The sequence below is a fragment of the Candidatus Synchoanobacter obligatus genome (assembly GCF_024259865.1).
Lineage (GTDB): Bacteria > Pseudomonadota > Gammaproteobacteria > Comchoanobacterales > Comchoanobacteraceae > Synchoanobacter > Synchoanobacter obligatus.
Map to the genome: position 1 here is coordinate 1 of NZ_JAKUDN010000001.1, position 12,568 is coordinate 12,568.

12 protein-coding genes are annotated in these 12,568 nt (G+C 39.1%); 5 read left to right on the plus strand and 7 right to left on the minus strand.

Features of this window, described 5'->3' with window-relative positions; translation table 11 throughout:
* Positions 1-73: 73 nt before the first annotated feature.
* The 4 genes from MKS91_RS00005 (at position 74) to MKS91_RS00020 (ending at position 5,342) form a co-directional block, all read left to right on the plus strand.
* Complete coding sequence (locus MKS91_RS00005) at positions 74-793, plus strand: leucine-rich repeat domain-containing protein (protein ID WP_272880527.1); 720 nt, start codon at positions 74-76, stop codon at positions 791-793.
* 249 nt (positions 794-1,042) lie between these two features.
* Positions 1,043-2,689, plus strand: a complete 1,647-nt coding sequence (locus MKS91_RS00010) for a leucine-rich repeat domain-containing protein (protein ID WP_258568798.1) — start codon at positions 1,043-1,045, stop codon at positions 2,687-2,689.
* A 275-nt stretch (positions 2,690-2,964) separates the two neighbouring features.
* Entirely contained in the window at positions 2,965-3,813 is an 849-nt protein-coding gene (locus MKS91_RS00015) for a leucine-rich repeat domain-containing protein (protein WP_258568799.1), read from the plus strand.
* Between the two features lie 80 nt (positions 3,814-3,893).
* The gene (locus tag MKS91_RS00020; protein ID WP_258568800.1) at positions 3,894-5,342 is read left to right on the plus strand and encodes a leucine-rich repeat domain-containing protein; all 1,449 of its coding nucleotides are present in this window, start codon (positions 3,894-3,896) and stop codon (positions 5,340-5,342) included.
* Positions 5,343-5,805: 463 nt separating this feature from the next.
* On the opposite strand, the gene MKS91_RS00025 is transcribed toward MKS91_RS00020, so the two are convergent.
* From MKS91_RS00025 to tilS, 4 genes are all read right to left on the minus strand, one after another.
* Entirely contained in the window at positions 5,806-6,168 is a 363-nt protein-coding gene (locus MKS91_RS00025) for a hypothetical protein (RefSeq protein ID WP_258568801.1), read from the minus strand.
* 188 nt (positions 6,169-6,356) lie between these two features.
* Entirely contained in the window at positions 6,357-7,721 is a 1,365-nt protein-coding gene (locus tag MKS91_RS00030; protein ID WP_258568802.1) for a hypothetical protein, read from the minus strand.
* The gene (locus tag MKS91_RS00035; protein WP_258568803.1) at positions 7,714-8,403 is read right to left on the minus strand and encodes a hypothetical protein; all 690 of its coding nucleotides are present in this window, start codon (positions 8,401-8,403) and stop codon (positions 7,714-7,716) included. Before MKS91_RS00035 ends, MKS91_RS00030 begins: the two co-directional genes overlap by 8 nt.
* Positions 8,404-8,832: 429 nt before the next feature.
* Positions 8,833-10,014, minus strand: coding sequence for a tRNA lysidine(34) synthetase TilS (gene tilS, locus MKS91_RS00040; protein ID WP_258568804.1), 1,182 nt, complete (start codon positions 10,012-10,014; stop codon positions 8,833-8,835).
* A gap of 187 nt (positions 10,015-10,201) precedes the next feature.
* Here tilS and MKS91_RS00045 point away from each other — a divergent pair, with 187 nt between their 5' ends.
* On the plus strand, positions 10,202-11,389 hold the full coding sequence (locus MKS91_RS00045) for an MFS transporter (RefSeq protein WP_258568805.1): 1,188 nt from the start codon (positions 10,202-10,204) through the stop codon (positions 11,387-11,389).
* Positions 11,390-11,454: 65 nt separating this feature from the next.
* Here MKS91_RS00045 and MKS91_RS00050 read toward each other — a convergent pair whose 3' ends face one another.
* The 3 genes from MKS91_RS00050 to MKS91_RS00060 are packed head-to-tail and all read right to left on the minus strand — an operon-like array spanning position 11,455 to position 12,547.
* On the minus strand, positions 11,455-11,874 hold the full coding sequence (locus tag MKS91_RS00050; protein ID WP_258568806.1) for a protein-export chaperone SecB: 420 nt from the start codon (positions 11,872-11,874) through the stop codon (positions 11,455-11,457).
* A gap of 15 nt (positions 11,875-11,889) precedes the next feature.
* Positions 11,890-12,141, minus strand: coding sequence for a glutaredoxin 3 (gene grxC / locus MKS91_RS00055; RefSeq protein ID WP_258568807.1), 252 nt, complete (start codon positions 12,139-12,141; stop codon positions 11,890-11,892).
* Positions 12,134-12,547: a rhodanese-like domain-containing protein gene (locus MKS91_RS00060; RefSeq protein WP_258568808.1), complete on the minus strand. Its 414-nt coding sequence runs from the start codon at positions 12,545-12,547 to the stop codon at positions 12,134-12,136. Before MKS91_RS00060 ends, grxC begins: the two co-directional genes overlap by 8 nt.
* Between the last annotated feature and the right edge of the window lie 21 nt (positions 12,548-12,568).

The window sequence follows — 12,568 nt, forward strand, 5'->3', positions numbered from 1 at the left end:
ATCTAGATTTGATTGTTTGTAAACTTCTATACAACATGTTGCTGTAATTGCATCATATATAATGATATAGGTTATGCCTGCATTTACAATAAGAGAAGGTCATCTAGAAAAATGTACTTTATTCGAAGGAGAGTCGCATGTGGAAATCCCAAATAGTGTGACGAGTATTGGAGATTCTGCTTTTTATGGCTGCATACGGCTAACTCAAGTTACGATTCCAGATAGTGTGACGAGTATTGATAAGGGGGCATTTAAGTGCTGCTCTTGGTTAAATGCACTAACATTATCTGGACAGGATCCTTTGCCTTCAGTAAAGCAAATGTTTTATATATGGGATATTGATACAGATGACTTTGTCGCGCCAACAGAAGAATATGATATTTTGCCATTGGCAGGGCTAAGCTTTAAAATGCGTATTCTTGCAATGGCTTTAAGTGAGTATTCAGCTAAAAACAATACTAATAGAAGGGTTAAGAGCTATGCTAAAGGGTTCTGTGCACCCCTTCTTTTGATACATAAGAGATCTTGTCTAACGAAGACTCCCTCAAATAAAAGCAATGAATCCTCTGAAGCAGAAGGTGTTGTGACTTTATCTAGCTTACCTTATATGCCTCCTGAAATGTGGTTGTTTATTGCAAAATTTTATTTTAGACGCTACGGTCTAGACGAGCTAGATTTAGGCTATGGGGTTGAGGGGGGAGCAGGTCCGATAAGCCAATATCAGGATCATATGACTAAACTTGATGCTCTGGGGTATGAAAATACTCTGCATTCTCTTAAATCATCTCAATGAAATAGAATACCTACAGTCTGCGAGTCTCCTACACTCTCATCTTATGCTGACAGCTTATGTAGGTATTATTTAGTGCTTCAAAGTAGTTGATCGAATTAGGCCGGAGTTGTGTGGATTTATTAAGTAAATACCAGGGTGGACGAAGAGGTTTTTAACCCTAAAGTGTAATAAAGTTTAGATATCGCATTTTGAGGGGGAATTGACTATAGTAATTGTATTGGGAAAAAATTTAAAAAACGGAGAAAAGTAATGACTATGTTTAATATTAATGAAGATGGTTTGCTAATAAAATGCACTTTAGAAGAGGGCGAAACAAGTGTTATTATTCCAGATAGTGTGACGAGTATTGGTGATGAGGCATTTAAGGAGTGCACAGGCTTAACATCAGTTACTATCCCAGATAGTGTGACAAGTATTGGTGAGAGGGCATTTGATGGTTGCACAGGCTTAACATCAGTTACTATCCCAGATAGTGTGACGCGTATTGGTGATGAGGTATTTTGGGGGTGCTCAGGGTTAACTTCAGTAGTGATCCCAAGTAGTGTGACAAGTATTGGTAAGGAGGCATTTGCTGACTGCGCAAGGTTAACTCAAGTCACTATCCCGGATAGTGTGACGAGTATTGGTAGAAGTGCATTTTATAGATGCAGAAGTTTAACTCAAATTACTATACCAGATAGTGTGGCGAGTATTGGTAATATGGCATTTTATGACTGCAGAGGCTTAACATCTGTTACTATCCCAAATAGTGTGAGGAGTATTGGTTGGTCGGCATTTATGTACTGCAGAGGCTTAATATCTGTGACTATCTTGAAGGGTGTGACGAGTATTGGTGAGAGGGCGTTTAATTTCTGCACAGGCTTAACTCAAGTTACGATTCCTGATAGTGTGAGGAGTATTGGTAATGGTGCCTTTGCGACCTGCGCAGACTTAACATCTGTTACTATCCCAGGTAGTGTGACGAGTATTGGTGAGAGGGCATTTTTGGGGTGCGGACGCTTAACTCAATTCACGATTCCAGATAGTGTGACAAGTATTGGTGAGAGGGCATTTTTGGCGTGCGGACGCTTAACTCAATTCACGATTCCAGATAGTGTGACAAGTATTGGTTTTTCGGCATTTAGAGGCTGCAAAAGTTTAGCATCAATTGTGATTCCAGAGGGTGTGACAAGTATTGGAGATGAGGCATTTAATGGCTGCACAGGCTTAACATCCGTAGATATCCCAGATAGTGTGACGAGTATTGGTAAAGGAGCCTTTGTGGGCTGCTCTCAGTTAAAAGCATTAACATTGTCTGGACAGGCTCCTTTGTCTTCAGTAAAAGAAATGTTTTATATATTGGATTATGTGGATGAAGAATATGTCGCGCCAACAGAATATGTCGCGCCAACAGAAGAAGATGATATTTGGCCATTGGCAGGGCTAAGCTTTACAAGGCGTATTCTTGAAATAGATTTAAATGTGGGTTCAGCTAGAAATAATACTAATAGAAGGATTAAGAGCTATGCTAAAGGGTTCTGTGCACTCCTTCTTTTGATAAATAAGAGATCATCTAGTCTAACGAAGACTCCCTCAAATGAAAGCAATGAATCCTCTGAAGTAGCAGGCGCTACCTCAAATAAAAGCAATGAATCCTCTGAAGCAGAAGGTGTTGTGACTTTATCTAGCTTACCTTATATGCCTCCTGAAATGTGGTTGTTTATTGCAAAATTTTATTTTAGACGCTACCGTCTAGAGCTGAAGCTTGAAACAACAAAGCCTGGTCTAGACGAGCTAGATTTAGGCTATGGGGTTGAGGGGGGAGCAGGTCCGATAAGCCAATATCAGGATCATATGACTAAACTTGATGCTCTGGGGTATGAAAATACTTTGCATTCTCTTAAATCATCTCAATGAAATAGAATACCTACAGTCGAGTCTCCTACACTCTCATCTTATGCTGACAGCTTATGTAGGTATTATTTAGTGCTTCAAAGTAGTTGATCGAATTAGGCGGGAGTTGTGTGGATTTATTAAGTAAATAGCAGGATGGACGAAGAGGGTTTTAACCCTAAAGTATAATAAAGTTTAGATATCGCATTTTGAGGAGGAATTGACTATAGCAATTGTATTGGGAAAAAATTTAAAAAACGGAGAAAAGTAATGACTATGTTTAGTATTAATGAAAATGGTTGCTAGTAAAGTGCACTTTAGAAGAAGGAGAAATATCCGTTACGATTCCAGAAAGTGTGACGAGTATTGGCACCTATGCATTTTATGACTGCAAAAGTTTAACATCTGTTATTATTCCAGATAGTGTGACGAGCATTGGTAATTGGGCATTTGATGGCTGCTCAAGTTTAGAGTCCATTGTTATTCCAAATAGTGTGACGAGTATTGGTGATGGTGCATTTAGGGGTTGTACTAATATTAGAGCAATACAAATTGCTGCTGGGCTTGACCTTTCTCGATTAAGGAGGGTATTACCAAGTGTTACTGAATTTCAAGTTGAGCCAAGAGTTACACGAGAGGAGTTATACCTTGATCTAGGACACTCTTCTAAAAGCATTAAGGGCAAAGGAACCATGCAATTTGCTAAACTATTGTTTCTTTGTGGCGAAAGGATAGCTAGAATTAATGGTGCTGAAGAAATATCCTCTCCTATGTCCACTAAAGGTACGTGGGGCATGCAAAGAGTATTTGCTAAATTATTTGGTGTGAGATCAGTAGCTAAACTTCCTACATTACCTCCTGAGATATGGCTTGAAATAATGAGTTGGGTCTATATTGAACCTGTGCCTAAAAAAGTAAAACCTATTAGTTCTGATGCCTTGCTGCTTACAGATGATGAGAGAAAGAGGGTAGATCAATATAAACAGTCATTTAAAATGGTTGATAGCGAAGATGCACAAGTTAGCTTAGAAAAAACAAAAGATATATCTATTGACTCAGTGATTATCCTTGGTGCTATAGCATTTGCTATCTCTGCTCTTGCATATCACTACATGATGGACGAAGAGGGTTTTAACCCTAAAGTGTAATAAAGTTTAGATATAGCATTTTGAGGAGGAATTGACTATAGTAATTGTATTGGGCAAAATTTAAAAAATGGAGAAAAATAATGGCTATGTTTAATGTGAACGAAGCTGGGTTGCTAATAACGTGTACTTTAGAAGAATGGGAAACTGACGTAGTTATCCCAAATAATGTGACCAGTATTGGTGATGAGGCATTTAAGGAGTGCACAGGCTTAACATCAGTTACTATCCCAGATAGTGTGACAAGTATTGGTGAGAGGGCATTTAAGGGCTGCACAGGCTTAACATCAGTTACTATTCCAGATAGTGTGACGAGTATTGGTTATGAAGTATTTAGGGGGTGTAGAGGCTTAACATCTGTTACTATCCCAGATAGTGTGACGCGTATTGGTTATATGGCATTTTTTGAGTGCTCAGGCTTAACTCAAGTCACGATTCCAGATAGTGTAAAGACTATTGGTGATGCGGCATTTGGGGGGTGCGCAGGTTTAACCTCAGTTACTATCCCAGAGAGTGTGACGAGTATTGGTGATGACGCATTTTGGAATTGCTCAGGCTTAACATCCGTTACTATTCCAGATAGTGTGACGAGTATTGGTAAGGAGGCCTTTCAGGGCTGCTCAGGCTTAACTCAGATTACGATTCCAGATAGTGTGACGAGTATTGGTAGTTGGGCATTTAGGGGGTGCACTGGCTTAACATCCGTTACTATCCCAAATAGTGTGACGAGTATTGAATATAGTACTTTTGAGGGCTGCTCAGGCTTAACATCAGTTACTATCCCAGGTAGTGTGACCAGTATTGGTGCTGGGGCATTTAATGGCTGCACAGGCTTAACATCCGCTATTATTCCAGATAGCGTGACAAGTATTGGTGATGGTGCATTTTTAGGCTGCACAGGCTTAACATCAGTTACTATTCCAGATAGTGTGACGAGTATTGAGGGAGCGGCATTTGCTCGCTGCGAAGGCTTAACATCCGTTACTATCCCAAATAGTGTGACGAGTATTGAATATAGTACTTTTGAGGGCTGCACAGGTATTACAGAGTTAACGATTGCAAAAGATGTAAGCATTGATGGTTATGCATTTGAATACTGCATAAGTCTTAAGGAAGTACGCATTACTGATGGATTGGATTTATATCAATTAAGACGGGCATTGCCAGGATTGAATCCTTTAGTGACACGGGAGAAAATATATTTTCATGGGGGATCTCCGAAAGCTATTCGAGCTAAAGAAGTAATGCACAGAGGTTTTGCTAAGTTGATTCACCTTTGCTTTGAAAGACTATTCAGTTTGAGTAAGGCTATAGAAGATCCTAATGAAGAAATGCTCCTTTTTTTACCTGTAGAGCTTCAGAGCTACATTTTGAGTTGGGTCTATGAGGTGTATGTAAGCAAAGAAGAAGCGCTTTTGGACTCTGATTCATTGATGCTTACACCAGCTGAGACTGCTCGGGTTAATGACTATAATAGACATAAAGAACTCTATTCAAGTTTTGTTCAATCTGCAGCATCATCTATACTATAACGGGATGATCAGAGGATATTTCCCTCACAAACAATATCGCCGGTAATATAAATTACTGGCGATATCAGGCATGGCTGCACACTCTTTCTAAATTATTAGATATTAGAATTTAACGATGCTACCTGAGTTACCTCCTGAGCTATGGTTCTATATACTCATAATCACAAGCACCCTATGGTTAAATGATCGAGGTGTCATCACATCACATTTTGGACAAATTAGCACCGTGACTTTTATAAACCCTAAACTAAAGGCTGTCATTGCATTGCCAACCACTCCTAAAGAATGGAAATTAAAGGTAAATGCTATGAGTGTTGGTACTATGCTATTTAAGGGATAACATTTGGTAGGCCAAAATAAATTGTCTTTATGTTTTTATAGATTATAGTTTTCCAAACTTTTTTTGATCGAACGTCTTCTGAGGCATCATCTTCAGGTATCCTATTATCAGCAGACATATGGTTTAACAAAACAATATACAGGTAGATCCTGGAGTCGCCTCTTTTGGATGCGATTCCAATCTTCTAAAATATTTAGATTTTCTTCTGAGGCTTTTTCCAGAACTCTGTAAACTATCCCACAATACTGATCGCTCATCACGTAACTCAAGTTTCTGGATGCCTGATAAGATTTCTTGCATACTTTCCACACAATCAAAATAACGGTTAGCTGCAGTGCATGTAAACTCCTGTAAATAATTAATCTTAACACAAGAATCTTCTTTGTTACTGAAAAACAATGATATTTTAAATATTGCACCTATATTTTGAGTTATATATAGCTTGGTGTTATCACCAGCCCCTAAGAGCTTTAGCCTGCTAACCATTAATTATTATAGTTAAAACCCTACTCTTGATCTTGACACTTTCACACTGGATCTTATCGACACTTCTTGCTCTTAAGACCACCTTCCAGTTCAGTACCTTAATGTAAATCACTATCTTGCTGAATTCTTAGGGATAGCATATTCACTCCATGCACCTATAAGACATGGAGCTGAACTTAATAAACGCACTATTTACTTGTACGATCCCTCTTAATTTCAGGACCTTCTTCCTCAGAACCTTGTTCTAATATAGCATCATCTTGATCACCATGCTCAGAGGGTACTTGGTTTAATATACTAAAACTAGCCATATCTGATTTAGCCCCTGCACCTGAATATTGCGTTATAAGGTCTTGATGATATCCAAATATGCTAATTCCACATAGGCTTATAGCTTCTCCTGGCACGCTTGGATATGTTAACGATTTTTCTATCAGGCTTGGATATGATGACAATAATGCCTCTCCTTCAGCAGACCTAACCAAGCGAGTGAACACGGATTGTTTTTGACATTGTGCATATAGCGACAACCCTGATGAAATCAAATAGTTTAAACCCTCAGGTGTAATCTTTTCTACCAAGCTTGGAGATTGTAGTAGCAACTGCCTGCCTTGTAGTGATTTAGCCAACAGATACAATGCTGAATACCCTAATGCTAATGGGCTAATATGATTTAAGCTTTCAGCACTAATCTTCTCAACCAATCCCGGAAACTGTAATAATAACTGCCGGCCTTCTGTACTCCCAGCCAACCAAAATAGTGCTGAAAATCCTTGCCTAGACCCTGATCGGATAATATGGTTTAAGCTTTCAGCGCTAATCTTCTCAACCAATCCTTCAAATTTTAATAATAACTCCCGGCCTTCTGTACTAATAGCCAACCAAAATAGTACTGAATCTCCTTGATTAGACCCTGATTGGATAATCTGGTTTAAACTTTCAGGAGTAATCTTATCAACCAATCCTGGACACTTTAATAATAACTCCCGGCCTTCTGTACTTCTAGCCAACCAATATAATGCTGAAGTTTCTTGATTAGACCCTGATTGGATAATATGGTTTAAACTTTCAGGAGTAATCTTATCAACCAATCCTGGACACTTTAATAATAACTCCCGGCCTTCTGTACTTCTAGCCAACCAATATAATGCTGACGATCCTGGATACTTTAATAATAACTCCGGGCCTTCATCACTTCTAGCCAACCAATATGACCAATATAATGCTGAAGTTTCTTGATTAGGTCCTGATGGGATAATCTGGTTTAAACTTTCAGGAGTAATCTTCTCAACCAATCCTGGATACTTTAATAATAACTTCCGGCCTTCATCACTTCTAGCCAACCAATATAATGCTGAAGTTTCTTGATTAGACCCTGATTGGATAATCTGGTTTAAACTTTCAGGAGTAATCTTATCAACCAATCCTGGACACTTTAATAATAACTCCCGGCCTTCTGTGCTTCTAGCCAACCAATATAATGCTGACGATCCTTGCTTAGGCCCTGATGGGATAATCTGGTTTAAGCTTTCAGCGCTAATCTTCTTAACCAATCCCGGAAACTTTGATAATAACTGCCGGCCTTGCTACATGCCCTGCCAACCAATATAGTGCTGACTCTCCTTGCTTAGGCCCTGATGGGATAAGATAGTTTAAGCTTTCAGCGCTAATCATCTCAACCAATTTTGCATCACTCACCAGTTTTTGTGCTACGTTGCCTTCATGAGCCTTAAGTAAATAATGTAGTAAAGGCGTTTCTTGATAAAAAGGACAAGCTTCTTGGATAATTGCCTCACCAAAAACATTACCGTCATTAAACATTGATAGGTCATAATTGTCATTTAATACAATTGATGCAATAACACTATATCCTGTGCTAAATCCTTTGCTAAGTTTATATTTAACAACACTGCTCACATCATCAAATACGGTTTGATCTTTTAATAATAACTCTGCCATAATATCAATGTCATAACGAGTAAAATCAAGCTTGCGAAGCAACTCAGCATTGGTGGATATTATATGTGAAAATATGACTGTTGCTTTATTGTTAATACGAATAATGGATGTAAGACTATAGCTTGTTTCCTCGAAGAACTTTTTTAAACTATCTTCCTCCCCTTCTTTAATCGCAGTAGCAATTGCCAAATGAATATTAGCAATCACTGCATAGAGATCATGATTAAATACAACCTTTTCCTCAGAAATATTTTTTCCCGCATCTGTAATAGACACAAGGGCTCCCTTCTCCGATACCTGGCAAAGATAGTTTCCTAACTCAACAGGCTACACTAATCCATCAATATTACACGGGGAATGACAAATTGGCTCATACGATATTGCGCATGTAATACGATCTACATCTTCTATATAATCTAATAGTGTTTTTTTCATTTTATCCTCAAGCATAAAGGCAACTTAAATTAATTCTACCCCACTTATCCTTAAAGTCAAACTAATTCAACACCTTATAGCACATCTGCTATCAGCAGGAATATGATAAAACAGAGACAACTCACGCCTAGATTTTGTAGCTATTTTTCCTAATCATTACCTTATGAGATATTGATGACACCACCATACGTTCCTATTCCTGCACTTTGTGTTTCAATAGGAACCACAAGTACACTCTTGTAGATAATGAATCTTAATATTGAATGGCTGCTACTGAATAAAGAACCGCCATTCCTTAGGAGGAACCCAGGATATAGATGCATCCTCAAAAATAGGGATCTCATTAACCAAAGGAATATGCTGTCGCAGCCATGCGGGGATCCCTAGCTGCTGAAACTTCTTTTTATACCGCCCTACTTTCCGCATCTTTTTAATAGATAATTTTTTACCTAAAGGATTGATGATCCGCCCGTGCTGGGGAATGATGACTTCGTGTTCAGATGACTCCAAATCAGCCATGACTGCGGGCAAGGCGATGATCACTGCAAAATCTCGGTAGCGTAAGATACTAAAACCATTGATAATATCTGATGGATATTTGTCTTGGTTGGCATGGATTAAACTGTGTAGTAATGACGCCACTCTGTCATGTGACACGGCACCTAACTGCTTTAGCCAATGATAAAACAGCTCTTGCTGTAATGCAGCTGAATGTTCTTTTAACTGGGCTACGTTTAAGATGTGAGGCTCTGGGGTCAGGGTTTTTAATGATTGTATGAGTAGCTCATCATAAGCAGATAACTGACGCTTGATGTGCGCCTGGGTTGTAAGAAACCCTGTCTCATGTTGTAAATGGGATAATGCAGATCGAATCGCATTGCGACTAAATTGTACGTTGGTGTTGCTAGAATCCTCTACCCATTGAATATTATGCTTTAGTGCATAGGCGTGTATCTGTTGTTGTGATACCGTTAATAAGGGCCTACCAACTTGATACCCATAAAGATAGGAATGTTCTGTCATGCACTTAAGGCCAGTAATCCCTGTCCCTCTTAAAGCCCGAAACATAAAAGTTTCTTTTTGGTCATCGAAATGGTGCGCCGTGAGCAATAAATCATCTTTGTCCATCAACTGAAATATTGCTTGGTAGCGCCTCTCTCTTGCGGTTTCTTCAATGGCTCTTTTGGCATCACATTGAATGGTTAAAACTTGAGCCGCCAACCCATAATTTTTTGCGGCTTCTAAAACATGCCTTCCCCAGGATTCAGAGTCTTTATGAAGATTGTGGTCAACATAAACCACATTAGCTGTTTCTAGCCCCTGATCTTTAGCCCGATGGGCATAAGCATGCATTAACACCATAGAATCAACCCCACCACTCACTGCAAGCCATAATTGCTTGTGAGGATTGCGGCGCTGAAAGCTATCAAGTAATGCTGTAATTTGATCCACTGCGGCTAAACCTTTTTGTTATTGATAATAAGACTAATTTATAGCTTTTGTCAAATATCTGTACGGCAAATATGCATATTGAGATTATATTTAAGTCTGTATCGTCAACAAGCCATAAAATACTGGCAATTATGTCCATATTAATATATTTTAGAGTGCTGCATTTATTTTATGTTAAGGATATATCGTGAGAGAATGGAAACCGTTACCCAGTGCAACTAAAAAAAGCTTATTATCGACAGCCTTTCTAACATTCTCTTGCCTCCTTGGCATAGACATCCACACGCCCTCATTACCCAGTATGGTCACATTTTTCCAGACAAACAATGACATGCTGCAATATGCCATCACACTTTTTGTATTTGGCGCAGGCCTTGGGATCTTTGTTTGGGGACCTGAAGCAGATCGATATGGCCGGAAGCCTATTATCACACTTGGCGCCAGTATTGTTATCTTATCCGCTATAGCAGCGACAACAACCACGTCCATTCATATATTTTTATTTTTAAGGTTATTACAAGGGATTGGTAGTGGTGCTTTGATGTGTTTATGCCGAGTGATCGCAGCAGACCTACTTAACCGAAAACAGCTCGCAAATATCGGGGCATCTGTTGGCTTGATCACTGGCATGGCGCCTATGCTTGCCCCCATAATTGGCGGCTATATCGAAGAGCACATCGGTTGGCATGGTTCCTTCATCGCCTATGCTTTCTTCTGTAGCATCGGTCTATGGGTGTTTTTGATCAACTATGAAGAATCGCTTAAAGAAAAGGTTGTCAACACCCACATTATCCAAAATTATATGCAGATATTCCGTAAGAAAAATTTTCTATTTTTAGCGCTGTTGCAAGGCGTCATTCTTAGCGTACTCAACTGCTACGCAGTCGTTGCGCCCTTCTTAGTACAAAATGAAATTGGACTGTCACCTGTTTGGTTTGGATGGCTCTGTGGATTATGTTCTGTATCACAACTCACCTCTAAAATTTGTTCACCCTCATTTATTCGCCGTTTTGGCGCATACCGGGTACACCGTATCGGGTGGGTACTGCTCCTAAGTTCTGCCCTACTCTTAATGTCCCGAACACAGGTTCCTGGGCATAATATTGCGCTATTTATTGGAAGTATTGCCCTGGCCTTTTTTAGCATCCATATGATCATCCCCTTTCTCTTCACTGAAGCCATGTCATTGTCTGCATCAGGAAAAGGTATTCTCGGTGCTGGATTCTCATCAACAGCCATGTTAATTAGTGCGCTTGTTAGTAAATCAATTTCAGCCATTCCCTATGAGGGATCTGGCTTATTGGCAAGTTGCTATTTTGTGCTCGCAATGATTGGCTTACTCATGTCTCGATCTCTAAAACCTGCTGAAGAGTAGATATCTATTATTCTTCTCCAATAAAAAAGCGGCCATGATGGCCGCTTTTTATATCAGGCAAAAAACTATGCTTTACCTTCTTTTGCTGCACGGTATCTTGCATCAAAATCTACTGGAGACAAATGTAATGGTGGGAATCCTGCACTGGATACCATCGCGGATACTTTCTCACGAGCATAAGGATAAATGATACTTGGGCAGAAACTTTCAGTAATTTGCTCTAACTCTTTATCATCATAACCTGTAACGTTGAAAACGCCTGTATGAACAGACTTAAGCTTAAAGATTTCTTTATCTTTAATGCTTACCGCAACATTGATCAACAAATTAACGACTCTCTTACCGTCTACTTCTGCAGTTTGAACATCTAAGTCTAAATTAGCAGAAGGCTGCCACTCATCTTTTAACAAGTGAACTGGTGTTGTTGCGCTAAAACTAGATTCAGTTGCCCAAATGCTTTCAATTAAAAATTCTTTATTAGCCATGTATTGCTCCTTAGATTATCTGTCAGTTAATATTTCGCTCAGCTTTCCTGAATCGACAATAGATTTCAAATCATCATACCCGCCAATTAACTTGTCTTCAACAAAAATTTGCGGTAATGTCCGCATTCCCGTTTTCTGCACCAATGCCATAATGGCTTCCTGGTCAGACTTTAAGTCTATTTCTTCAAAATCCAATCCTAAAGATCCCAACAGTCGCTTTGCCATACCGCAATATGGGCAATAATCTTTTGTATATATTTTAATCATCAAAAACTCTCCAAACACAATATTTAGCTATTTTACTCGCATTTTCTACAAGGCCTCCTGCCAACCAATATGCTTTTTGAGTACCCTGAACCCTTTGAAAATAACGATAGGACTGTTTCCCATCATTACAATAACAAAAGACAGGATACTTTTTTTCAATTTCCATCAGAAAAGCATCTGTATCAATATCTGTAATGTCAATTCTTTTTGCACCTTTAATATGACAATCCAAATACTCTTCTTCACTCTGGAATGAATAGATTTGAAGTCGCTTACGCATCACTGCAGGAACATCTTTTGGCGATAATGCGCCGGTTTGAGACTTAGAAAATTCAAGCAAATGCAGACTGACCACCACTAATAATGGCAACCATAATGCCCAATAATCGATAACATTGACCCACATAACTGTCTACACGTTTTATTA

Bases quoted from the DNA above. Each gene is read 5' to 3' on its own strand.
- MKS91_RS00005 (WP_272880527.1), top strand. From the start codon at position 74: ATGCCTGCATTTACAATAAGAGAAGGTCATCTAGAAAAATGTACTTTA.
- MKS91_RS00010 (WP_258568798.1), top strand. From the start codon at position 1,043: ATGACTATGTTTAATATTAATGAAGATGGTTTGCTAATAAAATGCACT.
- MKS91_RS00020 (WP_258568800.1), top strand. From the start codon at position 3,894: ATGGCTATGTTTAATGTGAACGAAGCTGGGTTGCTAATAACGTGTACT.
- MKS91_RS00025 (WP_258568801.1), bottom strand. From the start codon at position 6,168: ATGGTTAGCAGGCTAAAGCTCTTAGGGGCTGGTGATAACACCAAGCTA.
- MKS91_RS00050 (WP_258568806.1), bottom strand. From the start codon at position 11,874: ATGGCTAATAAAGAATTTTTAATTGAAAGCATTTGGGCAACTGAATCT.
- grxC (WP_258568807.1), bottom strand. From the start codon at position 12,141: ATGATTAAAATATATACAAAAGATTATTGCCCATATTGCGGTATGGCA.
- MKS91_RS00060 (WP_258568808.1), bottom strand. From the start codon at position 12,547: ATGTGGGTCAATGTTATCGATTATTGGGCATTATGGTTGCCATTATTA.